This window comes from Shewanella zhuhaiensis (genome assembly GCF_022484835.1).
Lineage (GTDB): Bacteria > Pseudomonadota > Gammaproteobacteria > Enterobacterales > Shewanellaceae > Shewanella > Shewanella khirikhana.
Genome location: NZ_JAKUDL010000008.1, coordinates 84,376 through 108,641, shown reverse-complemented (window position 1 = coordinate 108,641; position 24,266 = coordinate 84,376). Strand labels below are relative to the sequence as shown.

The following is a 24,266-nucleotide window of genomic DNA, read 5'->3' as shown; positions in this document are numbered from 1 at the left end:
TAAGTATTATCCTTGTAAAATAGGTAGTTGACTTGTTGATACAGCCAAGAGCTTGTCGGTAAAATCCAACAAATTTGCGACAACTCTGGCAAGGAGCACCATGTTGAACGCCAAGACAAGGAAACCTCATTTCAAGGCCCTGACCCGGGCCATCACCTTCGCCGCCCTCGGCGGCATCGCCACGGCATTGTCCCCCCTGGCACTCGCCACCAGCCCTCAGGTCCCCAATCCATTTCAGATAACGGTGGATGACAGTTTCGACTGGTTGCTGCTGACCTCCAACGAGCTGCTCAAGGGCGAGCTAAAAAACCTCTACGACGACAAGCTGGAATTTGAGAGTGATAACCTCGACACCCTCTATTTCGATTGGGAAGACGTGAAGGCGCTGCGAAGCTCTGGGATAGTATCCGTGGGCATGGTGGATTTGAGCACCCAAACCGGCAAGCTGGAAATTATTGATGGCAAAGCCTATTTGGACGGCAGACCCTTTGATCGCAGCCAAATTCTGACCATTATTGCCGGAACCCAAACTGAGGCCAATTATTGGTCCGGCAAGATGTCTTTGGGGGCCAACCTGCGCTCGGGCAACACCGACCAGATTGATTACAGCGCAACCGCCAACATCAAGCGTCGCACCACGGAGTCACGCCTGAACAGCGATTACATCGGCAAATACTCCAAAAATGACGGCGAAAACACAGTTAACAACCACCGTATCACCGGCAGTTTTGACTGGTTCATTTCCAAGCAGTTCTACCTGCGGCCGGTGTTTATCGAATACTACAAAGACCCCTTCCTGAACATCGACACCAAGCTCACCCTGGACGCCGGTTTGGGTTATGACATCATCGATAACTCCAAGACCGAATGGACCATAGGTGGTGGCCCGGCCTACACCTATACCCGCTTCAGCGAAGTGGAGACCGGTGGCTCAGACACCGAAGGCACCGCCGCCTTCGTGCTGGATACCCGTTTTGAGCACGAGCTGACCGACGATATTGACCTCAATGCCCGCTACCAGTTGCTTTACGGCAATCAGGACTCAGGCGGTTACTCCCACCATGCCCTGACCGGGATCTCCATCGACCTGACCGATATGTTCGATTTGGATGTGTCGCTGGTGTGGGACAGAACCAACAACCCCCGCGCCAATGCCGACGGCAGCATCCCCAAAAGTGATGATTATCAGCTGATTATTGGCATCGGCATCGATCTTTGAGGCCTGGATCACAAAGGGAGCATTCTGCTCCCTTTTTTCGGCCTTCGCCCTGCTTTCCCCATCGCTTTTTAAGCGAAAACTCATACACCCCGGCTAGAGTGAGTTAAAAATGTGTGCCGGAACAACATTTCTGTAGCAAATCCCCGGTAGGATCCGCTGCAACGCGAGCCCGTCAGTGGCTCTTTGTACCCAAGGAGTGATTATGTCTTTCAACCATCAGCAAAAGGTCTATCTGCCCACGGACGCCCGTACCAACCAGTACATTACGGCAGAAATTAAACTCACGGACGCCCTGCTGAGCCAATACCCCGATTACCTGAGCTGCTATCAGGCGCTGGCCAAACAGTTCTTCGAGCTGGCCGACAAGCACGATCTGCGCAATGTTCATGTAATCGCCAATGACAAACTCCCCGTTGTCCGCTTCCACACCGAAGCCTACTGCCTGGAGACCGATCAGCAGGTCATTTTCTTCTACAACCCGCGCTACCACGAAGCCCAGAATCTGTTCGCCCGTGCCGACTACCGCACCCGTAAAATCCGCTTCCTGTTCCTGGCCGTGGGTGACGAGCTGCGTGCCAACTCCGCCACCTTCCACACCCAGGTTCAGGGCCTGCTGGCTGAATTTGCGCCGACACTGGCGCTGGAGCAGCCCATCAAGGTGCGTGACCACCAGCACCTGACCTACGATCTGTTCGCCCGCGCCAAAGGCAACAAAAAGACCTACGGCTTTAAGCTGCGCGGCATCGCCCAGCGCTACAAGGCCCGTAAGTGTGAGCTGCCAGAAGATGTCAGTTCCCTGAGCTACGTCACTGTGACCCTGCCCCTTGGCCGTCGCCTCAAGCAGCGTCTTGGCGGTGACAACAACGCCAACTACGGCGCCATGTACCAAAAGCTGCAGGACAGCTTCCACAAGGCCGTGAACGAACATGGTTTCAAGCGCTCGGCCATGGTGGCCAACGGCTTGTTGCCACTGGTGCGTAACTCCAAGTTTGACCGCCTGAGCACCGACAAGGGCGTGCAAATGCTGGGGTTTGACCCCAATGCCGCCGAACCGCAATTCCTGGCGCACTGGCAGGCCGACAACCTGGTAGAAACCGCCTTTTTCGTGGTTGCCGCCGGGAAGGAAGATCATGAAGACGCCGGTTTTGGCCGCTTTATGAATGAAGTGGAAGACGCGCTGCGTCAGTTCGCCCGCGACATTGAAATCGACGGCGAGCGTCAGGATCTGGTGGTGCGTTTCCATCAGCACATCAGCTACAAACGCTGATACTTATCTGTTTTTACATGTAAAAGGAGCCAGGCGGCTCCTTTTTTGTTGCCGGGCGGGCGCTGGCTGTTGCAATTTTGTCCCTCTTGCCAACCGAAATGGGCAATGATAATAATGAACATCGCGTTCAATAAATAAAACAAACAGGAGCCGACAAATGACCGCCAGCGGGATTAGTTCACACGCCGTAGAGACTTTCATGAGTTTTGAGAGAAGTTACTTTATCGAGCGTAACCCCAAATCCCGCAGCCTGGCCGAACGGGCGCAAAAGTCACTTTACGGCGGCGTGCCCATGCACTGGATGGCCGATTGGTCCACGCCCTATCCTCTGTTTGTCGACAGCGCCAGTGGCGCCCGTTTTCGCGACGTAGATGGTCACGAATATGTGGATTTTTGCCTCGGTGATACCGGCAGCATGTTCGGCCACTCTCCGGCGCCGGTTGCCTCGGCGCTGGCGCGCCAGTCCACAAAAGGCTTAACCACCATGCTGCCCGGCGAAGATGCCATTGTCTGCGGTGAAATATTAAGCGAGCGCTTTGGCTTACCCTATTGGCAGGTCACGGCTACCGCCACCGATGCCAATCGTTATGTGGTGCGCTGGGCGCGGGCCATCACCCAAAAGCCGGTATTGCTGGTGTTTGATGGTTGCTATCACGGTACCATGGATGATGTGATGGTGCGAAGCGAAGGCGACAACACAGTGCATAGACCCGGGCTTGTGGGTCAGGTGTACGATTTAAGCCAGTACAGCCGCGCCATTCCCTTCAATGACACAGAAGCGCTCGAAGCCGCTCTCAAACAGGGAGATGTGTGTGCGCTCCTGTGCGAGCCCGCCATGACCAATATCGGCATGGTGCTGCCAGACGAGGGCTTTATGCAGCGCTGCCGTGAGCTTACCCGTCAGTACGGCGCCCTGCTGGTGATGGATGAAACCCATACCATCTCCACCAATCTAGGTGGATGTACTCAGCTGTGGCAGCTTGAGCCGGACTTTTTTGTGATGGGCAAACCCGTGGCAGGCGGCGTGCCCTGCGGTGTATTCGGTTGCAGTGAAGCCATGAGTCAGGCAATGCGGGAGGCCAAGGCACACATTAACGAAGCGTCTACAGGCCACGGCCACAGCGGCATGGGCACTACCTTGTCGGCCAACGCGCTCGCTATGCACTGTATGCGCGCCAACCTTGAAGAAGTCATGACCCAGGCGGCCTACAATCATATGTTGCCACTGGCAAAACGCCTGGCTTCGGGCTTTCGTGAGCTTATCGCCAGGCATCAACTGCCCTGGTCGGTAACCGAACTTGGTGCCCGCTGCGAATTCCAGTTCTGCCAGACCCCGCCCCGCAATGGCGCCGAGGCAGAAGCCGCCTTCCATGATGAGTTGCAAATGGCTCTGCATCTGTACCTGATTAACCGTGGCATTCTCATCACCCCGTTTCACAACATGACCCTGTGCTGCCCCCATACCAGCGCTGCTGATGTCGATAAACTGATTGCCACACTGGACGCTGGACTGAGCGAGCTGCTGGCGATTGAGGGTGCCAGGTTGTAACCCTGCCGGCGGCCTAACTTGATGTCAGGGTGCGCTGATATGGCGAACTGCGGGGTGTAGTTACCGAGCGTCATCGTGCTAAACTCGCGCCATAGATGGATTTTACGGTAACGGGACTTTGGCAAAACGCGCTGTTCGCCTGATTGGGATTTTACTGCTCAGTCTGATGCTGCTTATTGCCGGCACCGCCACTGTGCTCTGGTATCAGGGCAAGGACTGGCTCACCTCCCTTGCCCGCAGTGAACTGGCCAAATCAGGTGTAACCCTCAATAGTCTTGCCTGGCGACTCGAGACTCACGGCATCACCATCGAAAACCTCAATCTGGATATTGAAGACAGCCGCCTGCAACTTTCGGGCTTGAGGGTCACCTTCGATAAGCCCCTGACGGCCCTCGCCATGGATGCCGCGCGTGGTTATTGGCAAAATAACCTCTCATTGCCCTTACCCCAAAGCATTGGCCTTGAGCACAGCTATGTGTTCCTTGGCAGTCGTTCACTGATGGCCGCCGGTACCCATCAGGCCGATGACAGAGCCGCGCTGGCGCTGGATCTGGATAAGTTGCCGCACATTGCCCTGGGGCCCATCGACATAGACACCCAGCAGGGCAAACTGCTGCGGCTCGACTATTTATCCCTTAGTGAAGACAGGCGCCTTTTTAGCCGCATAGCCAACCCGGATGGCGATAAGATATTGGATTTAAACGCAACCCTGGGTGAAGAGACCTGGCAGACTGCGCTGGTTCTGTCGCTGCCGGCGGGGCATAATTTGCTTAAACGCCTGGCCGACACCGCCCTGCCCATCACCCCGGACAACCCACTGTTCGGCTTTTTGCAGCAGCTGCGTTTACTCGAATCCAAACTCGGTCCTGTCATTCAGGGCGACCTGGTTCTTCAAAGCAGTCTCACCCTGAAAACCGCCGCCCTGGCGAGCGAGCTTCGCCTCAAAGACGCGAGCCTCAGCTTGCGCGCTCTGGACTCACTCAGTCTCAACTTAAGCGATACTGAGCTTAAGGCCAACATGGATGTGGATGGTGCAAGCATGCGTCTAAGCCCTCTGACGCTGACCAGTCAGCTGAGCAAGGCCCAACGGCATGCACTGCTTGCTTACCTGCAAGCAAATGTCGCACTGGCGCCAGAGTCCGTAGCCACGCTGCAACGCATAGATACGGCGCTCTTTTCACCAAGCGCGCATGACTCAGGCGCGCTCGACCTTGAACTTGGTTTACCCAAGGGCGTTGCCATGGCGAGCGGCCAGCCAATATCCACCGAGATGACACTGCAGGCACACTCAGGCCCCTGGCTGCTTGGGCTTACCGCCAGCCCTGTTATCACAAAACAACGAGAAAAAGCGCCTCAAGCGGCGCCTCAGCAAGAAGCTCAGCAGGATTGGCTACAGCGGATCAGCGGCCCTGTTGACCTTAGCCTCAGCCACAGTGGCGAGCTTGATATAAGCCATTTACTCGGCGCTCTGGGCGTAAACCCTGGCGCCGCCGCAAAGCCCAGCCTCAGCACACAACCAACAAACCTGAGCCAGCCCCAAATCAGCCTAAGCCAAGCAAGGATAGCCCTGTCGGCCGAACTCGGCAGCAAAGAAGCCGGGGGCGATAAAGGCGTGATGGCCAGCCAATCTGCTCCGGCGGGCAAACAGGCTGAAACCTCCCATTCCATCCAGGTTGCACTGAATACGCTGGAGCTTAATCTTGCTGGCGCCAGTGTGCAGCAACTGGCTGCCAACACCGACACCCAGTTAATGGTTGGCAGCAGCAAACTTAGGCTGGCAAACGCTGATGCGGCCAGTTTCAGCTTAGGTTTTGCTGCGGATGCGGGTGGTGTGGATGCGAACGGTTCTGATGCAAGTGGTGCTGGCGACCTAGCACGCCAACTCAAGATTGCCGCCAGCAAGGCCGGGCTGGATGTGAGTATTGATGATATTTCCCTGAGCCAGAAAGCTGGTATTGGCTCATTTGGCATGAGCTCTTCCGGCATGAGCGCCTCTGCCGCAGACTCAATCGCCAAGCCTGGCGCGGCGAAAAGCCAGCCTGCTGAAAATAAACAGGCCTCAGACTACAAGCTCAACAAACTGGATATCGCTTCGCTGAGCTTTAGCACCAAGGTACAAAAGCCATTTACGTTTGCTCTGCCACTTAGCGCCAAAGCGGACGGCAAAGCACACACAGGCGCCAGGGGCGAAGCAGCAGATAAACCCGCAGCCCCTCTACAAACACCGCTGCTGACCAGTCTGCTGGCTGCGAGGCCCGAGCTTGGTTCAACACTGACAATAAGCAGCATCAAAGCCCTGAGCCAGGCGCCCCGCAGTGCCGGCAGTAAGCGCCTTAAAACCAATCGCTTCAATGTGGATTGGTTGCAGCTTAATCAGCAGCTCACAGGCAAACCCGGTTTGCTGCAAAGCCATGAGCAGTGGCAATTGGGCCAGTATCAACCGATAAGGCTTGTAAGTGAACACCGCCTTGGCATAAAAGCCGATAGTATTCAAACTATTAAGGCAAACTGGCAGGGGGATAACAGCCTTGCCAATTGGCGCGAGGCGCTGGCAGGCAGCCTCAGTCTTTCAAGTGATATTCCACTCTCCGGCGATACCCGCGTTACCGCCGGGATTGCGCTGGATTTGATTAAGCAAACCACAGATATTCAACTGAACACTCACTTCAGCGAACTTGAAGGCAGCGTGGGCGCCTATCCATTTCACGGCGGAAATGTCAGCGCAAGCTGCGCCCTGCATCAGGATAAACGCCAGGACAACGATTTTCGCCTCGGCTGCGACAAGCTGAGCTGGTCGCTGGCCCACTTCCAGCCCGGCATCATTCTCAGTGACGTCAGCGGTCAGGGCACACTGGCCCTGCAAAGCGCCGACGACGGCACCCTGTCTGAGTTCGATATTGACCTCACCAGCCGCGGCAAATTGCTCGAAGGGGAATTTTTACTGCCACTGTTCAAACTCAACCTCAAGCAGCCATCCCACGCCTATCTGGTGCTGACCGGGCTTAGCCTAGAAGAGCTGCTGGCATTGCAGCCGGTGGAAGGCATTAAAGCAGATGGCCTGTTTGATGGGGTGTTGCCGGTGGATATGCGTGGCGGAAAGGTCAGTGTCAGCGGCGGTCGCCTCGCCGCCCGAGCCCCAGGCGGCCTGATTGAAGTCTCCAATAACCCGGCCGTGGATGAACTGGTTGCCTCCCAGCCCCATCTGGCGCTGGTGTTTGATGCGCTCAAGCATCTTGAATATTCAAGCCTTGCCGGCAGCTTCGATATGAGCGATAACGGCGATGCCCTTATCAATGTTGAAGTGAAAGGAAAGAGTGAAGGCATTGAACGCCCCATTCACTTGAATTACTCTCACGAAGAGAACTTACTGCAACTTATCCGCAGCCTGACCATAGGCGATAAGCTGCAAAGTCATATTGAACAGAGTGTTAACTGAGGGACAAGAGCGTGAAATTAATCGCACCCGGCCTTGGCGCCATGATGGCGCTGCTGATAACAGCCTGCTCGCCCACGGTCAAAATTGAACCGCCGGACAAGCCGATTGTTATTAATCTGAACGTGAAAATAGAACACGAAATCCGCATCAAGGTGGACAAGGAGCTTGATGCCCTGCTCGCCGACGACCAGCTGTTCTAAGGAGAATGCGATGAAACGATTCATGTTGCTGGCTGCCGCCACCCTGCTGTCTTTCAACCTGTTCGCTATGGACCTGCAACAGGCAAAATCCCAGGGCTTGGTGGGCGAACAGCAAAATGGCTACCTTGGGCTCGTCAAAGACAACGCCGAGGCCCGCGCCGTGATGGATGAAGTCAACGCCAAGCGCCGCGCCCATTACGAAAAAATTGCCGCCAAAAATAAAATTGCCACCTCAGATGTGGCCAAACTCGCTGCCGAAAAGGCCATTAAAGCCGCCGATAAGGGTCACTTTATTCAGGACCCTTCTGGCAAGTGGGTTAAAAAGTAACGTCCATTGTCAATGACCGAGTTTCTGCTGCTTGTTATCGGCATAATCGGGGCTTTACTGCTTGTTCTGCCAACGGAATTTATTCTGGCATTCGACGGCCAAACTGGCCGTTGGCTTTATGAATCTTGGCTTTGTGAAAAAGAGCACGACAAGGTCACAGCGCTTAAACGCGCCAGATGTTTCTATCGCTTGCTTGGCATCACAGCGCTGACCATCTCGGCGCTGTTTTTCATTTTCTGACATGATGCAACAGTTGAATACACCACACTTAGTTCAGTAAGCATTCTTAAAAAGATACAGGTGGGTCTAATCTTTCTTGCCAAGCGGGTCTGATTACTGACAAGATGCTGTAATCAAAATGAAATTCAGCTCCTCAGGACGAGGTTATACTCACCCCGCCCCTGCGGTAGCTATGCTAAAACGGCCATATTAAAGCGATCATGTTAAACGAGCGCGCGGATGCTGCGCAGGCATTCCCCAAGGTGAAAAACGCCTAGCAGCACCCACTTATGGCTCAGTGCTCGATGCTCGATGCTGACTGCTAAGCACTCAGCGCAGCAGACCCAAACGGCTGTCATTCACAGAGTAAAGAGTCACCGCCAGCACACTTTGCCGCCTGATGGTGCACGGTTTGTTGAATGAAGATTTAAGGTAAGTTCAGCTTTTCAGATACTTACTAAGTTAGCTTGATGAGATAACAGGCCGTAACAACGCGCAAAGCGTGCCAGCACGCTTTGCTTGTAAATTGATATGAACAAAGTCGGCTAACCCAAAGAATAATAAACAGATTCCCCGGCACGCTTTTTACTGGTCTGAGGTGATAAACATGCCGGCTCGTTATACAAATATTAGCAGTCCATTAGGAATCAACCATGGAATATCAAATAAATGGAGATGAGCCAAAGATCACTGGTAAGAAGTGCGAAGGCGTTTACCTTATTCAACAGCAGGAAGGTGAATCTGTAACTGATCCAGCCAACACCATTTTTTTAAAATTTGATTCCGTATGGTCCAAGCTTTGTTTCGATGGTGACACCATATTTTGGCGCCATGAGGTTCCATCTGAGCCAGTAAACCATAACATTGGAATATGTCTGGCGTTGCTAAACCTATGCGAATTAGACGGCGTGGTTGGTAGTGATCTAAATAAAATTCAATATTCTGGGAATGGCGAGGTTGTCTCAGCTGAGTTCAATTTCAGTAGTGGTAAAAGCTTAAAGTTTATTCACAATTGCTATGAAGATTTTACAGCCATCAACTGCTAACAAACGGCTCAAACCGACCTCCACTGCGTTGCTCGTTTTGCGCTTTTTCGCTACGCTAGCGCAAAACAATCAACTCAGTTCCGGCGATTTAGCCGGGCGTTAGGCTAGGTTAATGAACATGCCTCTATTTAGAGAAAGAAACGTATCTGAAATCATGTTGAATTACGCATCCGCATTAGATTCAATTTGGCCTTATACCTCAAATGTGGGATTAATTTGCTACGACCCTTGGGAAGAGTTTAACGATTCATTATTTCGCCATCTCGTAGTGGAAACTCTAGCCTACAAATATAATTTGAATTTTGAAGAGGTGGGCTTGGAATCTTTGACATATCCATGGAAAAATCAATCTGAAATACGAATCATATATAATAATGATACGTTTAAATTTAGACAGTTCGGATATCCAGGCATTGACTTAGTAGGTGATAAAGAACAGTATTTCGGGGAAAATGGGATACTAAATAACCCCTCCGAGATGAAGTTTTCACATGCTTTATGCGAAAGTGAACATGGTATGGAGTGGTTTGAGCGAGATGCTCTTGTTTATCAATATAAGCAAAAAGCCTAACAAGTGACTGTGGCATTCCATCAATATTTATTACGCCAATCCAGGTGATTTTTCGCCCCAGCGAGTTCCGTTTTTTATCATGACTCTTTATGAAGGAAACTGTGTGACCAAGAGCTTACGCATGCAAGCGATTAACGCCACCTTGGCAGTATTCCCTGTGCCTATCTGGGCGCGTATAGCTATCTGCATTTTTAAAGGTAATGGTTCACTTCGCTCGCTACCTGAAGCCACAGAGTGAACACAGGCAATACTGCACGCATAAACTAAAAAAACCGGCGCATTGCGCCGGTTTTTTTATTTAAATTCGCCAGTGATAATCTGGTGATGACCGCTGGCTAATCCCACCTTGCCATTACTTAAAAACTCAGACTTGTACTGTCAGTGGCGCCTTCGTTGTCGGTCACGGTAAGGGTTACGCTGTCGGCGCGACCAGCGCGGCGCAGCACCCATTTGGAGGCAAACTTCACGCCGTCGCTGAACTCCCAGCGCTGCTTACGAATACGGCCATCGGTGTCGTAGCTGGCAGATACGAACAGGTCCACAAACACCAGGTCATAGTGCTCAATCACAGCTACAGGCGCCACGTTATCAGGGCTGGTTTGAACGGAAACCAGCTTGCTGACCACAGTGCTGCCACCCATGTCGTCGGTCACAGTCAAAGTCACCTGATAGTTACCCGGGGCCTTGTACTTGTGAGTCACAGCATCACCACTGCCCTGAGTGCCATCGCCAAAGTCCCAGGCAAGGGATTGCACCTGACCGTCAGCATCGCTGGCACTGGCTGCAAACTTCACCTTACGGCCACGGATGTCAAAGCCGAAGTCGGCAACCGGCAGCTCATTGGCACGCTCCAGTTGCAGTGAAATCACCACTGGATCGTGATCCGATGAACGGTAGCCATCGTTGCTATAGAGCGACTCAATCTGCCCGGCACTCTTGAACTCGACGTTGTAGTCGAGAATGCGTGGCTCGTCGGTGTTGATATGCCACTCGGTCACATCCACCACCTGATCCAGCAGTTCATTGCTTGCCAGTGCGTGGTCGAGCTGACCAGACTCACCGGAGAACACGTAAGAGTAAGCGCCTTCTTTACCCAGATGGGCGAAGAGCTCGGTCAAACCGGCGTCGCTCAAGGCCGTGAGCGGATCTTCCTTGGCGTAGGAGTTCAAATCACCAATCACCAGCACCTTGGACTCGGGGTACTCGGCAGCCAGGAACAGGCCAACGGCCTTGGCAGCGCGGGTACGGGTCAGGTTACAGTTGCCCTGACCATCGCCCAGATCAGGGTCGTTCTCAGCCACGCAGTCACTGCCCTTGGACTTAAGGTGATTCACCGCAAGTACCAGGGTTTCTTCGGTATCGAGATGGCGGAATGCCTGGGTCAGCATGGGGCGGTTTTTACCGTCGTTAAAAAGCACTGCGCCTGATTCGTCCAGGGCAGAGTTGCTGCTGTAGAGGATTTTGGCAGCGCCTTCGGGGCTGACGCGGTCGGCGCGGTAGATAATGCCCACGCTGATGGCGTCAGAGCCTATGGCGGCTACGCCCGGGTTAACAAAGCTGTAGCGACCGGGTTCGGTGGCGCCATTCAGGCCATTTACCAAATCAGCAATCGCTGACTCAGCGCCGTAGCCGTCGTTTTCAATTTCCATCAGACCCAGCACGTCGGCATCGATGGCCGCCATGGCGCTGATGATTTTGGCGCGCTGACGTTCAAACTCTTCGGCGGTATCAGCGCCACGGGCTGTCGGGAAGCCGCCGCCCAGGCCATCGCCATTGAAGTAGTTAAGCACGTTGAAGCTGGCTACCTTGAGGTTGCCCGCATCCAGCGCTGGCGCCTCGGTACGTGGGTTGGTGGTGACAAAGTTAACTGTATCCACCGGCATCAAACGGTACACGCCAAAGCCATAGTGCATCACGGCGCTCAGGTTGGTCACTGTGTCCCCTACCCGCACTGTGTTGCTGGCAGAAAGGCCCGGCGCCGGATAGATAACAGGATCTGGGTTCTGGCTGGTTTTGCCATCGTCCAGCAGGATGCTGTCGCGCTTGTTGGCAGCAATCACCGCCAGCGCATCGGCGCCGGGTGTTGCCACCTGGGTGCCGATAAAGTGGCGGCTGCCGCCCAGCATGATCTCACCGTAGCGGCCGAGGTTATACACCTCGTTCACCACCAGATTCTGGCTGAAGTTCACCAGCATGCCTTCAAAAGCTTCAAGCTCTGCCACATCATTCACCGGCAGGCTGAGCTGCGCGGCGCCGGGCAGTGGCTGCTGAGTCGCACAAAGCGCCTTGTCGGTCATGTTCGACAGTTCGGTCAGACCCTGATATTCAACAATTTTGGCCTTTACGCGGATACGATCCCCGGCCAGATAACCGGTTGGCGCGCTGCCGGTATAGAGGAACACACCTTCAGAGGTGGCAGGGTCGTTATCAACCTCAGCATCGCTCATCTGCAGGAACAGCCCCTTGAGTCCGGCTTCCTGGTTGCTCACGACTATGGCTTCCACTTCCACAATCTGGCCAACCAGCGGGCTGGCATCGCCGCTGCCCTGCAGGGCATGGATGGCGGTGGCCGCATCGCCACACACCAAACCTTCCGAGGGTGGCTCTACCGGACCTGCTGAGAAGTTACCCAGGTCGCTGAAATCATCCTGGGCAAAGCCCTGCCAGGTGGCCAGGGTCACGGCATCAAAAGGGTCGGTATCGGCAACAAGATTGTTCGGGTCGCGGCGCAAGGTGTTGTTGGCGGTGGACAGATCGCCCGTGCCCCACTCGCTGCCGGGGTCCACGCCAATCTGGCCCAGGCTGTCTATCACGGAGCCCAGATGCTCAAGCACTATGGCATCGTCGCCATTGAAGAAGCTCACATTGCTTTGCTGCTGGGTACGACTCAGGATATCGGCACTGGCGTCATTGTCGGCCACTACATGGGTGGCACCGGCGGCCAGCGAACCTGTCAGGGCAATTTGGCTGCCTGCGCTGCTGTTGCCATTGAAGTAGAACTTGAGGCTGTACTCGCTCAAATCCACTGTGGCGTTGGTGGGATTGTAGATTTCAATGGCTTTGTTGTTACTGGAGCCCTCGACATATTCAGACATGACGAGAGTATCGGCTGCAAAGGCGCCGGCAGACACGCTGCCCAGCGCCAAAGCGACCAGGGACGCTTTGGTTTTCATGTGTTAACCCCTAAATTGGTGTTGTGCTTTTTATATGAATTATCCGCACGATATTTTGTATCGTATTGATTTACCCAACCTTTATGGCGGCAATCGACGGCGATTGTACACCACAAATGTTACAGATGGGTGTCATATGTAAAACACTTGTCCAAACCCGGGGTCAACAGCAGAAAGTATTAAGGTTTTACAGCCTCTGGTAATTTTCGTCCAAAAGCGCAGCCAGTAGCAGACTGCCATTCTGGCCCAGGCGGAATTCACCAAATTCTGCCTTATCGAAGCGGGCGGCTTCTCCTTCCTGAAAAAACCAGCCGTTGCTGGCCAGCTTTATGGCATGGTCACGCTGACGAAACTGCACCCGCAGCGCGCCTTCGGGCGCGGTTTCACCTCTGTCGATGGCGACAAAATGTGCCAGTTGATTGTCATCGAGCCTTATCCAGGCATAACCATCAAGCTGTTGACTACGCTCATCCTCGCTCAGAGCATCGCGAATGGGCGCTTCCAGCGCGTATCTCAGCGCCATATAGTCGCCCTGCATAAGCGAGCGGGGATCGACAGGCGCCAAGGCCACCCGCACTACCGTACCTTCGGCAAGCTGTTGTTCCTTCTTAACAATATCTGTGTTCACTACAAGAAGTAACAGCAAGGTACCTACCAGGGTTATCCAAAAACTGCGGGATATGATCATGCGTCCGCCCTCCGCTTGCAATACAGCCCCATGGCGATAAGCACGCCCCCAAGCAACATCAACACCAGCGATTTGGCGAGCAATGTCATCGACATTTCGTAGTAATAAGCGCTGAAATAGCCAAGCGCCGCCAGCAGCGACAAGAGCACATAGTAACGCTCAGCCAAACGCCAGCCCAGCACCCAACAGCCAAGCGCCAACGCAAGCCCCGGGAAATACCAATAAAGCAGTGTCAGCGCCAGGGTAAAGGCCAGTGTGGTCAGCGTTTTGCCCGCTATCTGGTAGAGAACAGCCGCCATCAGCGCGGCAAACGCCAGCATGTCGGCGAAAACCAGCGCCTGCTGACCGCGACTCCCCTCCAAGACCAATAGGGCACTGTTCCACAGCGCAAGACGTCCATCCAACAGCAGTGGCAGCATTAAAGCACCGCAAAACAGCGTGTGCTGGCAACGTCTGGCAAAGGGATGGACCGCCAATTGCCACGGGCGGTTATCGTGCCCGGCGGCACCCAGCGTGCCCGTACCAGACCTTGGCAACCACACGCCACTCAGCACCCCAAGCAAAACCAGCAGCATGGGCAAAAACCAGCCCAGCAGCTGTGCCTCTTCAAAGGCAATGCCGATAAAAGTTACTGCGGTAAAGAGCGACAGCTGCGCATCCAACCAATAGCGGGCAAACCAGGCATTAATTATCAGCACTGCAGCACCACAAAGAAACAGCGCCTCATCTTCGATATCAAATGCCTCGCCTATGCCCCACACTACCGCAATCATGGCCGCCATATTGATGGCAAAGCCAAGCTGCACCAAAAACTCCATCTTACCTGCCTGACGGTAAATAAATCGGGCAAGGCCGGTATAGATAAGGCCTATCACCAGCGCCTGAGAGCCTTCGAAACGACTGATGGATTCAATAAGCGCAATGGAAAAAGCAAGGAAAAACAGTGCAGCAACCCAACCAGCAAAGCCGGTCAGCAAGGTAAGCCACAGTGGCTGAAGCTGATTGTCCGGCTCATCGGCCATCAAACCGGCGGCATTGAGCCGCTGCCATAATGAATGACTCATAGCTCCTCCCGCTTTGACAACAGTGACTTAAGGTACACCCCCAGGGCGCTGCTGCTGCCCACGATAAAGGCGCCGACCAGCATAAATCCGCCAACTGGATCGCTTCCTTCAAACATCAGTCTGGCGAGGAAGCAAGCCAGCACCGCAATAGCGCCAAAGCCCCACAATCCCAGCGCGAGCACATTGAGCCGAAGCAGCCGGTAGTAAAAGTAGCCCAGCGGTCCGAGCAGGCAAAGAGCCAGCACCACCGCCAAAGCAGATTGGCCAAGTCCGCTGTCGAGCACCTTATAACAGCCAAGCCACACCAGATGACCGGCGGCCACGGTCAGCGCAAAGACGTTTGCCAAAGGCTGAGTCAGCTCCGGCCATCCCCGGCGGGCGCCAAGGTCCATCAGCAGGTGCAAGCCAAAATTCGCCACGCCAATCAGCAGCAGCGCAATTTCGACATCCCATGCCAAAAACCACAGTCGCCCAAGGCCGGTAAAGTGCAGCCACAGCGCCAGATTGGCCTGAACGATAAAAGCGCACCAAAGCAGGCTACTGCGATAAGTCAGTGCCGGAATAAGGCTGAAAGCCGCCCAGATGGCAAACAACTGCCAGGGGTCGGCACCGGTTTGATACACCTGCCCCGACAGCGCCAGCATGGCACCAACCAGCAGGTCGAGCAGCAAAAGCAGCGAGCCTTTTACAATAGGCGTTTGTTTTTTATCAACAAAATACAGCCCCGACAGGCTTAACAGAATAGCCCCCTGCACCAGGGCAAACTTGGCGAGGTGATGCAGGTTTTCCCAGTTGTAGGCAAAAAAGAAAATCACCCCGGCGCCCAGCGACAAGGCCCCCAAATAGAGGCCCAGGTGGGCGAGCCGCTCATACCAGTAGCGGGCAGACGATGCTCTGGCTCTGCCTGGGTCTTGGTCATCTTCGTCGGCGCCTGAGCTTAAGTCCAAGTCTTTGGCTCCATGGGGTTCCAGCTCGTTCTGGGCCAGCGCCCAGGCTCTGGCGGGGCTGGCATCCTCAATCGCCCCTTGCTCGAACCAGCTTGCCAGCAAGGCGGCCCGTGAGTCTTTATCCGGAAGGATAGCTTTCATATCAGTGTCCTGTCGTTTTCCCTCGACCTGAATGGGTCACTGGTGAATATTGGCCTAATTGCCTATTTTTAAGGGCAGTGTGCCCGAAGTAAACTTGCCAGCTGCTGAATCGACATTGCCATAAGGCCCCGTAATGAGCAAAAAAATCCGCCGTTCTTCGCTGAAATTATCGCTGCTTGGCCTTTGCTTTTTAACAGGTTTCTCAACTGCTGAGTCAATGAACACCCCAACCACGCCCGTTACCGTGGTGGTGGGCGGCTATTCGTTCCCCCCCTATGTTATCGACTCGCCCCAGGGGCATTCCGGGGTAGTACCTGAGCTGATTGACGAGCTGAACCGGCTTGGCAGCGGCTTTCAGTTCAGCTTCGTGCCCACCAGCATAGAACACAGGTATCAGGCCTTTACCCGGCGCCGCTTCGATGTACTGCTGTTTGAAAGCCCGCACTGGGGCTGGGAGCAGATTGACAAGGCAGTGCTGCCACTTAAGGTACCGGATGGTGAAGTCTTTGTGGGGCGTCATCCGGCTGCCGCCGCGCCGGATTATTTTGCCGATTTACAACAAAAGCGACTGCTGCTGGTGCGCGGCTACCATTACCATCTGGCAGGCTTTGAAACCGATGAGATGAAGCTGCGCCAGGACTATCTGGCCGAGTTGGTGCCAGACTCCCGCGCAGCCCTCGAAGGCCTGCTGCTGGGCCGCGCCGAGGTTGCCCCCATCAGCCAGTCATTTCTAAACTGGTACCTTGCCGCCCACCCGGACAAGGCCAACAAACTGGTGATTTCCTCCCGCGGGGATCAGCAGTATCAGCACACCGCCCTGCTGCATCCCCAAAGCCCGCTGACACCGGAGGCATTCAGCCAGCAGCTAAACACCTTGAGCGAGCGTGGGGTGTTGAAGGCGCTGCTGGGGAAATACCATCTGACCCTAACTGAAGCGCAATAGTTGCCGCTAATCGGCCAACACTAAAGCAAGTCATGCGAGTACCCCCAATTGGTACAACGAAAAAGCCCCGCTGTTACGGCGGGGCTTGGTTTTCTGTTTATGCTCAACATTGAGTGGCTGAGCGACCTTGCACCCTAGTCGCGCTGCAAGGCCACAATAGGGTCGAGCCGTGCGGCTTTTTTCGCCGGATACAGACCAAAGCCAATGCCCACCGCCATACACACCACCAGCGACAGCAATATCGCAAACGGCGACCAGGCCACAGGCCACCCGGCAGCGGCAGAGATCACCAGCGCCAGCAGCAGCCCAACCCCTATGCCGATAAGGCCGCCGGTGGCTGAAATCACCATACTTTCAATCAAAAACTGACGCGCTATGTCCTTTTGAGTCGCCCCCAGTGCACGCAGCAAACCAATCTCGGAGGTCCGCTCCAAAATGGTCGCCAGCATAATATTCATGATGCCGATACCGCCCACCAGCAGCGAGATCCCGGCCACACAGGCCATGACGATATTGAATATCTGCTGGGTACGTTGATGCTGTGCCAGCAGATCGGCAGGCACCACTATATCGTAATCCTGCTCCTTGCCATGGCGACGTGACACCAGATGATCCAGACTCTGGGCCGCAAGGGATGGGTCTACACCATCTTTGAGGGCAAACTTGATGGTATCGAGCTCATCTTCAAGTGGCTTGAACTGCATCTTTTTCAGCGCAGTCGCCAGCGGAATAAACACCTGATTGCGCTCACCGCCCACCTTCACGCCTTCGATAGCCGACTTGCCACTCTGGCCTTCCCTCAGCACCCCCACCACGGTAAACCACTGATGGTTAATCTTAATCCGCTGCCCCAGAGGCTCGCCGCGGGGAAACAGGCTGCGGGCGGCTTCAGGCCCGAGCACCGCCAACTGCCGATAGTGCTGCTCATCATTGGCATCGAGCAAACGGCCCTCGGCGAGTTTGAGCGCGCTTAGGTCGAAATAGCTTGGTGTCACCCCCTGCACCAGGGCGTCGCTGCGGCCCTGTAAGCTGAACAGGCCAAACACCTTCACCTGCTTGCTGGCGCTGTAGGCATCGAGAAACGGCAGGGTTTCCATGGCGCTGTCGATGTCCCGCAAACTCAGGCCAATGCTGTGCTCACGTACGGTTTTCAGTGCTTCACCTTCCGATGGTCTGGCGTTCACCACCAGGTTTTTAAGCCCCATGGACTCAATCATTTTCAGCGCTTCACGCTCCGCACCCTCACCCACACTGAGCATGGCGATAACGGCGCCCACGCCGAATATCATCCCCAGAAGGGTCAGCGCGGTGCGCAGCTTGTGGTGCAACATCTCGCCAAGCGCCTGCACCACGCCGGATTGATACTGACGAAATCTATCCTGCATCATGCCTGAGTTCTCCTTGGCGGCACGGTAAGGGCAACCACATCGCCCTCCTTTAGGCCATCGATAACCACGGTGCGGTTAAGGCTGCGGCTACCGGGTTGAATGGTTTGTTCAATAAAGCCTTTATCACTCTTGAGATAAACCCAGTAGCGGCCTTCGCGCTGGAAAATGGCCTGATTGGGTACGGTCAGCACCGACTCTTCGCTGAGCGCCGCCACCCTGGCCTGCACCTGACGCCCGGGTAACATGATGTGGGTGTCTGTGCTATCCAGCACCACGGTAAATTCAAAGTAATTCACCGGGCTGTCCCTGTCCTTGGGCTTGGCGAGGGCATCCACCTGGGCAACAGTGCCGCTGAAAGGCTTATCGGGATAGGCATCCAGCGTCAAAGTGACTTTCTTGCCCACAGCCAGCCCCACAGCTTCAGACTCCAGCACCCACAACTTGGCCTGCATCACTGAGGTGTCCGGCAGTGTGCCCAGCGGGATCCCGGAAAATACCATGTCACCGGCCATGGGCAGTGCGCCGCTCCAGCCGGGCTGCATCACAAACAGGCCATCGTGGGGCGCCACTATCTCCATTTGCGATAAATTACTCTGGTAGGTGGCAATTTTGGCTTCAAGCCCTTTTTGCTTCAGCCGGATCAGATCAAGCTCCGCCGTGGCCTGGGCATCGTGGCTGTCTTGCCCCCAATCGTAGTAACCGAGGCGGGCCTCCAGGTAATCCTTGTTCCGCATCTGGTCGATGATATCTATCTTGGTGTAAACCCGCTCATCATCCACAAAGAAGCGCTCGGCCAAATCCAGCTCTTCTTCAGTCACGTCGCGGCCGATATTAAGCTCCTTGGCGGTGGTAAGGTTTTTTTGCTTCTGTATATCGCCATCAAGCGCAAGCTTGTCAAAATCAAAGCGTTCAAGCTCCAGCTCCAGGGTTTCGCGGCGGCCATCGAGCCTGGCGACCACATCACCGGCTTTCACCTCAGAGAAGTTGTCGAGGATCCATGCCAGCGACTGAGGCCCACGCAAACCGCCGGGCACAGACACAGGTGTAGCGCTCTTGGCTTCAAGTTCGCCCCTTGCCGGAATGGTCACTTCAAAATGGCTGCGCCCAACTTCCATGGTGAGCACACCGTTGTCGCCCTGCTCATTACAGCCCCACAGCAGCATCACTGCCGTTGCAATCATTAACTTTTTCATCGCAGCAGCACCTCATCCCCCAGCGCCAGACCCGCGCGTACTTCCACTTTGTCGCGGCCGGAATCACCCAGTTCAACAAAGGTGCGGCTATCGCCCAGCATGCCCGATTGCCACACAAAGGGGCGGCCTTCATCGTAGTGCAGTGCATCCAGCGGCAGCAGCAGTGCCGACTTCTCGCGCACCACATCAATACTGATCTTGGCGGTCATCCCGGGGCGCATCAGTTCCTTGTCTATCTCGTCGAAATCCGCCACTGCATCGAACACCACCAGCGGAATATCATCGTTCTTGACCCGAAACACGGCGCCGGTTTCGGTCAGGGTGCCGTGAAACACCCGTTCGGGGTTGGCATCGAGACGGATTTTGACCCTGAGGCCACTCCTGACGCGGTTGGCTTCCACTTCTGGAATGGTCATGGCCACCTGCATCCGCTCAAGATCCGGCATGGAGAACACCGCATCGCCGGCAAATACCGACTGACCTTCCTTGATTTTGTTGCCCTGAGGATCGTTGCCGTACACCACCATGCCAGTGCGGGGCGCTTTTAAGCTCATGGCAGCAATGCCTTTTTTAAGCGCTGAGACTTCAGAGGCGAACTTTTGTCTGTCGCCGTCGAGCATGGCCATGCGGCCCTTGATGCTTTCTTGCTCCAGGGTAAATTTACGCTCGATAAGCGCCACTTTTTCGGTGGCAATCACGGCATCACGCTGATATTTTTCTTTGTCGATAGCCGCAACAGTTTCATCAGACAGCTCGAACTTGCGCCGGGCTTTTTCCTCTTCCATTTTGGCTTCGGCCAGCTCGAGCTTGAGCTCTTCGAGCTTTTTGGCATTTCTCAGGCGTGAGGTTTCTATATCCTGCACCGTGGCTTCCAGCTCAGCACTTTTCACCTGCAGCCGTTGATTCAGCTCAGAGGTATCCAGACGCGCCACTACAGAGCCCGCTTCAACTTCTTTGCCTTCAGGGACAATACTTTTGACCTGATACTGCCACACCCGACGCATCGCCGGTGGCATCATCGACAGGGTATCGGCCGAGGTGAGCACACCTGTCACTTCCACCTGCTGCACCAACTGGCCTTCACTGACTTCGACCCGCACGCCATCTTCGCAGCCGCCAAGCAGCCCGGCGATAAGCGCCAGCGGCGCCAGGCGAAAAACCTTTACAGAGGATTTCATGGCTGCACCTCCACCATCACACTCATGCCGGGCGACAGCTCAAGTCCATCAACATTGGCGAGGGTGACATCCACCTTAAACCATTTACTCTGACCCCAGGCGCTTTTGGTAACGGCCTGACGGCCTATGCTGTCGACCTTGCCGGCAAACAGCTTGCCGGGGATAGCATCGAGGGACAGGCACACATTCTGATCGGCGCGAATTTTGTCGACATCCACCTCATTGGCCCAGGCCGATACTTCCAGTCCGTCCAGCGCAGGGATACTGGCGATTTGGCGGCCAAACTGCACAGTATCGCCCGCCTGATATTTCTTTTCGTTCCAGTCGCGCCCAATGATCACCGGACCTGCGAACTCTGCTTTAAGCTCAAGGGCATCGAGAGCCTTCAGCGCCGAGTCCAGCTCGACCTCGGCCTTGCGCTTTTCGATGGCAAGCTGTGCCAGGGTTGAGCTTTGGCGCTCGATGGCTTCCTTCAGCGCCTGTTTGGCTTTATCAAGCTCGGTGTTGGCCTGCAGCAACTTGAACTGGTTATCGGCATAGTCCTTGGCGGCAATGTAATCCGCCGGGATTGATGCATCGAGGCGCGCCTTTTCCAGCGCCAGTGTGGCGCGGCGCACTTCAAACTTGGCTGACAGCAGCGCGGACTCCAAATCGATACTCTGGCTTTGCTCCTGGGCCTTCACCCTCAAAAGCCCTGCTTCGAGCTGCTCAATCTGGTTGGCGATTTGGCTCTTATCGAAAATCACTATGGTATCGCCGGGTTTGGCAAGCTTGCCCTCCGGGAACAGCCACTGGATTTGATGCCGCCAGGCATCGCCTGCCTTGGGCACGGCAAAGGGCTGGGAACGGGTCGAGCTGATACTGCCGGTAAGCAGCAGACTGGCTTCGCCGCCGCTGCAGTCTTGTGCCTGGGCACTGGTCGCGGCAGCCATCATCACGGCAGCCCACAGCAGACGCCGCCCATTGGCTGGCATGGCAGGATTGAATTTAGCCATTGCTCACCTCCCGCTGGCGGAAATCATCCCGCTGCACCAAGCCATCGCGCATACGAATAACCCGCTCGGCGCAGTCGGCTACTTCCTCCTCGTGGGTCACCAGCACTATGGTCTGGCCGCTTTGATGCAGTTCATCGAAAAGCTGCATGATTTCCACCGAGGTTTTGGAGTCCAGCGCCCCTGTGGGTTCGTCCGCCAGCAGCAAGGTCGGCCGGTTGACCAGCGCCCGGGCAATGGCCACTCGCTGGCGTTGACCGCCGGAGAGCTGATTGGGCCTGTGATCGAGCCGGGTGCCCAGCCCAACACGGGTAAGCAGTTCAATGGCATGGTCTCTGTCGCCACGGGGCGACTCAGAAAAGCGCAGTGGCAACAGCACGTTTTCCAGCGCCGACAGCCTTGGCAACAAATGAAAGCTTTGAAATACAAAGCCTATTTCACGGTTTCGTACCGCAGAGAGCGCATCATCGGATAACCCACCTACCGCCTGGCCGTTCAGCAAATACTCGCCGGACGTTGGCCTGTCGAGACAACCTATGATGTTCATTAATGTGGATTTTCCAGAGCCTGATGGCCCCATGATGGCAACAAATTCGTTTTGTCGTATGTGGATGTCCACACCCCGCAGGGCCTGCACTTCCCCTTCCCCCATCCTGAAGGATTTTGTCAAAGCCTGTAGCGATATCATGACTCAACACTCTCGCACTCTATCCTGAGCACTTTGTTTTGGGCCGAAGCGGCTGTCCGACCTTTGTGGTAAAGAGTATCCAGTTTTCTTATAAAACAGCTCGCTTTGCAAGAGAGATTTACTTTTCATTACAAAGAGATTGAAACATTTTCAATAAATGCCCATCAGCAGTAAATCTGCACCTTGGCAGTTGAAAAAATATTGATAACTAACCGCTTAACGCCACTCGCTAAGGCATATGTATCATCCCGGATGCGGCCATAAGGGTAGCAAAGAGCACGAAACACAACAGCCACAGCCAACGCTCACCCAGCCGATTGGGCAGTTCCCCAAGCCAGGCCAGACCGGCGAGCCAGATCCCCATCACCCCCTGCACCAGCGCGTGCAGGCAGATAAACACCATCGCCTGACTGCGGGGAATAAGCCCAAAGCCAATCGGGATAAGCAGCAGACTCAAGCTGGTAAGCAGCAGCAAAAAACTCCCTGCCATAGCACCGTTAAAGTCACAGCCATGGCTATGCAACAGCTGACCTGGCGGCCTCATACTCCTGTCTGCCTTACTGTCCAGATAACAGCGCCACAACCAAACCAGCTGAAACGCCGCCAGAAAAAACGCCACAAACACCATAATCGTACCTCCATGCCAAGATGACAGAAACAGGGGCGCTTATCTTTCACAGCAACGCAAGATTATTGGCAGTGGCAAGCAAACAGAAACCGGAAATGAGCGGCCATCAGCAACCCCATCTTGGCCGCGGTAAGAAAAAGTCGCGCGTTAATGGGGCTCGCGACTGACTATCTTCACTACCCGTTGATACAGCACATGGGCCAGCAGTTCTGACTCACCGCCGGTGCTGCCGACAAACTGCACCACCACGGCATCGGGGGTACTGTGATAGCGGGCGATGCTTTGATAGCCGGGCAACCAGCCCGTGTGTTCATACTCGTAAATCGAGGCGTAAATGGCCTGCTCTTCGGCGCTTAACAATGCCTTTTTTGCTGATACTGATGCGGTTGCAGTTTGCGCCTGAGATCCTGAGTGCGAAGCATCCGGCGCCGTGGTGATAAGCGCCCGTAAGAACACACCTACGTCGCGGGCAGTGGCCAGCATGGAACCGCCGGGGGTATTGAATATCAGCGATTTAAGGTCCTCATCAACGCCCTGATGGAAACCGCTGGCCAGCAAATAAGCGCTCTTGGAAGCTTGCTGGTGTTCAAGGGTATGCTGGCTTTCGATAGCGCGCTGATGTTCAAGCGCCGCCACATCGCCAAAGGTATCGTTCAGGCCAAGCGGCGCCAGCAATTGCTTGCGGATGTAATGCTGATGCGGATAGCCAAGGGTGTTATCCAGAATGCGGCCAAGCAGCAGGTAATTGGTATTGGAGTAGGCATAATCGCTGCCGGGCGCAAAATCAGCGCGCTTATCCAACACCAACTTCAGATTATCGTTCGGGTCTTGCTGTCCGCCAGCCCAGTCAAAACCTTGTGCATCAACAAAATTGGGGATGCCGCTTCTATGGCTAACCAGCATCGCCACAGTAATGCTATCGGCATTGGCAATACGTCCGGCAAGCTCGGGTAACAACTCGGCTACTGTGCTTTGCAGTGATAACTGCCCCGCTGCCACCAGCTTCGCGGTAGCTGCGGCAATATAGAGTTTGCTGATACTGGCGATTTTAAACAGCGAGTCGGCGCCCTCTGGCAGAGACAATCGCTTGTCTTTTGCGGTCGCGGCATACTGCTCGGCGGGGCGATTTGAATGGTCGATATAGAGGATGACGCTGCCAAGACCCAGGGCAGTGGCCTCATCCAGTTGCTGCTCTACAGTATCCGGCAGCGGCGAGAGCCACAGCCACACGCCTGCCCAGGGAACAAAAACGACCGCCGAGATAAGCCCAACGAGGGGCATAATTATCCTCAGCAGTCGCAGTGTTTCAGGCTTCATCGGCATGGTTTGGGCGTGGTTCCAGGTTGAGCCTGAGACTGAGAAACCCAGCTCGGGGCATCAAGCCGCAGGCGCACATTAGCACGTCGCG

Annotated in this window: 20 protein-coding genes; 9 read left to right on the top strand and 11 right to left on the bottom strand. The window is 55.0% G+C overall.

Going from position 1 to position 24,266, the window contains the following annotated elements:
• Positions 1-100: 100 nt before the first annotated feature.
• From MJ923_RS18160 to MJ923_RS18125, 8 genes are all read left to right on the top strand, one after another.
• The gene (locus MJ923_RS18160) at positions 101-1,219 is read left to right on the top strand and encodes a DUF481 domain-containing protein (RefSeq protein ID WP_240592302.1); all 1,119 of its coding nucleotides are present in this window, start codon (positions 101-103) and stop codon (positions 1,217-1,219) included.
• Positions 1,220-1,421: 202 nt separating this feature from the next.
• Positions 1,422-2,486, top strand: coding sequence for a DUF3083 family protein (locus MJ923_RS18155; protein WP_126166640.1), 1,065 nt, complete (start codon positions 1,422-1,424; stop codon positions 2,484-2,486).
• A gap of 157 nt (positions 2,487-2,643) precedes the next feature.
• Positions 2,644-4,035 (top strand): aspartate aminotransferase family protein, encoded by a 1,392-nt coding sequence (locus tag MJ923_RS18150; RefSeq protein ID WP_276313164.1) that lies wholly within the window; start codon positions 2,644-2,646, stop codon positions 4,033-4,035.
• 118 nt (positions 4,036-4,153) lie between these two features.
• Complete coding sequence (locus MJ923_RS18145; protein WP_240592300.1) at positions 4,154-7,471, top strand: intermembrane phospholipid transport YdbH family protein; 3,318 nt, start codon at positions 4,154-4,156, stop codon at positions 7,469-7,471.
• 41 nt (positions 7,472-7,512) lie between these two features.
• Complete coding sequence (locus MJ923_RS18140) at positions 7,513-7,671, top strand: YnbE family lipoprotein (RefSeq protein ID WP_083766438.1); 159 nt, start codon at positions 7,513-7,515, stop codon at positions 7,669-7,671.
• A 10-nt stretch (positions 7,672-7,681) separates the two neighbouring features.
• Positions 7,682-7,999, top strand: coding sequence for a YdbL family probable chaperone protein (locus MJ923_RS18135; protein ID WP_240592299.1), 318 nt, complete (start codon positions 7,682-7,684; stop codon positions 7,997-7,999).
• A gap of 872 nt (positions 8,000-8,871) precedes the next feature.
• Positions 8,872-9,264, top strand: a complete 393-nt coding sequence (locus MJ923_RS18130) for a hypothetical protein (RefSeq protein ID WP_240592298.1) — start codon at positions 8,872-8,874, stop codon at positions 9,262-9,264.
• Between the two features lie 112 nt (positions 9,265-9,376).
• Positions 9,377-9,835, top strand: coding sequence for a hypothetical protein (locus tag MJ923_RS18125; RefSeq protein WP_240592297.1), 459 nt, complete (start codon positions 9,377-9,379; stop codon positions 9,833-9,835).
• A gap of 356 nt (positions 9,836-10,191) precedes the next feature.
• Here the strand turns inward: MJ923_RS18125 and MJ923_RS18120 are convergent, their stop codons facing one another.
• The 4 genes from MJ923_RS18120 to MJ923_RS18105 all read right to left on the bottom strand — a co-directional run bounded on the left by MJ923_RS18120 (position 10,192) and on the right by MJ923_RS18105 (position 15,848).
• Positions 10,192-13,008, bottom strand: coding sequence for an ExeM/NucH family extracellular endonuclease (locus tag MJ923_RS18120; RefSeq protein WP_240592296.1), 2,817 nt, complete (start codon positions 13,006-13,008; stop codon positions 10,192-10,194).
• Positions 13,009-13,195: 187 nt separating this feature from the next.
• Positions 13,196-13,696, bottom strand: coding sequence for a GDYXXLXY domain-containing protein (locus MJ923_RS18115; RefSeq protein WP_240592295.1), 501 nt, complete (start codon positions 13,694-13,696; stop codon positions 13,196-13,198).
• Entirely contained in the window at positions 13,693-14,760 is a 1,068-nt protein-coding gene (locus MJ923_RS18110) for a DUF4401 domain-containing protein (RefSeq protein WP_240592294.1), read from the bottom strand. Before MJ923_RS18110 ends, MJ923_RS18115 begins: the two co-directional genes overlap by 4 nt.
• Positions 14,757-15,848, bottom strand: a complete 1,092-nt coding sequence (locus tag MJ923_RS18105; RefSeq protein WP_240592293.1) for a DUF2157 domain-containing protein — start codon at positions 15,846-15,848, stop codon at positions 14,757-14,759. Before MJ923_RS18105 ends, MJ923_RS18110 begins: the two co-directional genes overlap by 4 nt.
• 133 nt (positions 15,849-15,981) lie before the next feature.
• Between MJ923_RS18105 and MJ923_RS18100 the strand changes: the two genes are divergently transcribed.
• A complete protein-coding gene (locus tag MJ923_RS18100; RefSeq protein WP_240592292.1) occupies positions 15,982-16,791 on the top strand; it encodes a substrate-binding periplasmic protein in 810 nt (269 codons plus the stop codon).
• A gap of 134 nt (positions 16,792-16,925) precedes the next feature.
• Here MJ923_RS18100 and MJ923_RS18095 read toward each other — a convergent pair whose 3' ends face one another.
• The 7 genes from MJ923_RS18095 to MJ923_RS18065 form a co-directional block, all read right to left on the bottom strand.
• Positions 16,926-18,179: an ABC transporter permease gene (locus MJ923_RS18095; RefSeq protein ID WP_240592291.1), complete on the bottom strand. Its 1,254-nt coding sequence runs from the start codon at positions 18,177-18,179 to the stop codon at positions 16,926-16,928.
• On the bottom strand, positions 18,176-19,372 hold the full coding sequence (locus MJ923_RS18090) for an efflux RND transporter periplasmic adaptor subunit (RefSeq protein ID WP_240592290.1): 1,197 nt from the start codon (positions 19,370-19,372) through the stop codon (positions 18,176-18,178). Before MJ923_RS18090 ends, MJ923_RS18095 begins: the two co-directional genes overlap by 4 nt.
• Positions 19,369-20,550, bottom strand: coding sequence for an efflux RND transporter periplasmic adaptor subunit (locus MJ923_RS18085; RefSeq protein WP_126166628.1), 1,182 nt, complete (start codon positions 20,548-20,550; stop codon positions 19,369-19,371). Before MJ923_RS18085 ends, MJ923_RS18090 begins: the two co-directional genes overlap by 4 nt.
• Positions 20,547-21,545 (bottom strand): HlyD family secretion protein, encoded by a 999-nt coding sequence (locus MJ923_RS18080; protein WP_240592289.1) that lies wholly within the window; start codon positions 21,543-21,545, stop codon positions 20,547-20,549. Before MJ923_RS18080 ends, MJ923_RS18085 begins: the two co-directional genes overlap by 4 nt.
• Positions 21,538-22,230 carry an ABC transporter ATP-binding protein gene (locus MJ923_RS18075; RefSeq protein WP_240592288.1) on the bottom strand — a complete coding sequence of 231 codons (693 nt, stop codon included), beginning with the start codon at positions 22,228-22,230 and terminating at the stop codon, positions 21,538-21,540. Before MJ923_RS18075 ends, MJ923_RS18080 begins: the two co-directional genes overlap by 8 nt.
• A gap of 229 nt (positions 22,231-22,459) precedes the next feature.
• Positions 22,460-22,705 (bottom strand): hypothetical protein, encoded by a 246-nt coding sequence (locus MJ923_RS18070; protein WP_240592287.1) that lies wholly within the window; start codon positions 22,703-22,705, stop codon positions 22,460-22,462.
• Positions 22,706-23,005: 300 nt separating this feature from the next.
• Positions 23,006-24,139, bottom strand: coding sequence for a serine hydrolase domain-containing protein (locus MJ923_RS18065; protein WP_240592286.1), 1,134 nt, complete (start codon positions 24,137-24,139; stop codon positions 23,006-23,008).
• Positions 24,140-24,266 lie beyond the last annotated feature (127 nt).

Coding starts and splice junctions, on each gene's coding strand:
- MJ923_RS18085 (WP_126166628.1), bottom strand. CDS start 20,550: ATGAAATCCTCTGTAAAGGTTTTTCGCCTGGCGCCGCTGGCGCTTATC.
- MJ923_RS18090 (WP_240592290.1), bottom strand. CDS start 19,372: ATGAAAAAGTTAATGATTGCAACGGCAGTGATGCTGCTGTGGGGCTGT.
- MJ923_RS18115 (WP_240592295.1), bottom strand. CDS start 13,696: ATGATCATATCCCGCAGTTTTTGGATAACCCTGGTAGGTACCTTGCTG.
- MJ923_RS18135 (WP_240592299.1), top strand. CDS start 7,682: ATGAAACGATTCATGTTGCTGGCTGCCGCCACCCTGCTGTCTTTCAAC.
- MJ923_RS18100 (WP_240592292.1), top strand. CDS start 15,982: ATGAGCAAAAAAATCCGCCGTTCTTCGCTGAAATTATCGCTGCTTGGC.
- MJ923_RS18125 (WP_240592297.1), top strand. CDS start 9,377: ATGAACATGCCTCTATTTAGAGAAAGAAACGTATCTGAAATCATGTTG.
- MJ923_RS18155 (WP_126166640.1), top strand. CDS start 1,422: ATGTCTTTCAACCATCAGCAAAAGGTCTATCTGCCCACGGACGCCCGT.
- MJ923_RS18110 (WP_240592294.1), bottom strand. CDS start 14,760: ATGAGTCATTCATTATGGCAGCGGCTCAATGCCGCCGGTTTGATGGCC.
- MJ923_RS18150 (WP_276313164.1), top strand. CDS start 2,644: ATGACCGCCAGCGGGATTAGTTCACACGCCGTAGAGACTTTCATGAGT.
- MJ923_RS18065 (WP_240592286.1), bottom strand. CDS start 24,139: ATGCCCCTCGTTGGGCTTATCTCGGCGGTCGTTTTTGTTCCCTGGGCA.
- MJ923_RS18160 (WP_240592302.1), top strand. CDS start 101: ATGTTGAACGCCAAGACAAGGAAACCTCATTTCAAGGCCCTGACCCGG.
- MJ923_RS18105 (WP_240592293.1), bottom strand. CDS start 15,848: ATGAAAGCTATCCTTCCGGATAAAGACTCACGGGCCGCCTTGCTGGCA.
- MJ923_RS18095 (WP_240592291.1), bottom strand. CDS start 18,179: ATGATGCAGGATAGATTTCGTCAGTATCAATCCGGCGTGGTGCAGGCG.
- MJ923_RS18120 (WP_240592296.1), bottom strand. CDS start 13,008: ATGAAAACCAAAGCGTCCCTGGTCGCTTTGGCGCTGGGCAGCGTGTCT.
- MJ923_RS18140 (WP_083766438.1), top strand. CDS start 7,513: ATGATGGCGCTGCTGATAACAGCCTGCTCGCCCACGGTCAAAATTGAA.
- MJ923_RS18075 (WP_240592288.1), bottom strand. CDS start 22,230: ATGATATCGCTACAGGCTTTGACAAAATCCTTCAGGATGGGGGAAGGG.
- MJ923_RS18080 (WP_240592289.1), bottom strand. CDS start 21,545: ATGGCTAAATTCAATCCTGCCATGCCAGCCAATGGGCGGCGTCTGCTG.
- MJ923_RS18130 (WP_240592298.1), top strand. CDS start 8,872: ATGGAATATCAAATAAATGGAGATGAGCCAAAGATCACTGGTAAGAAG.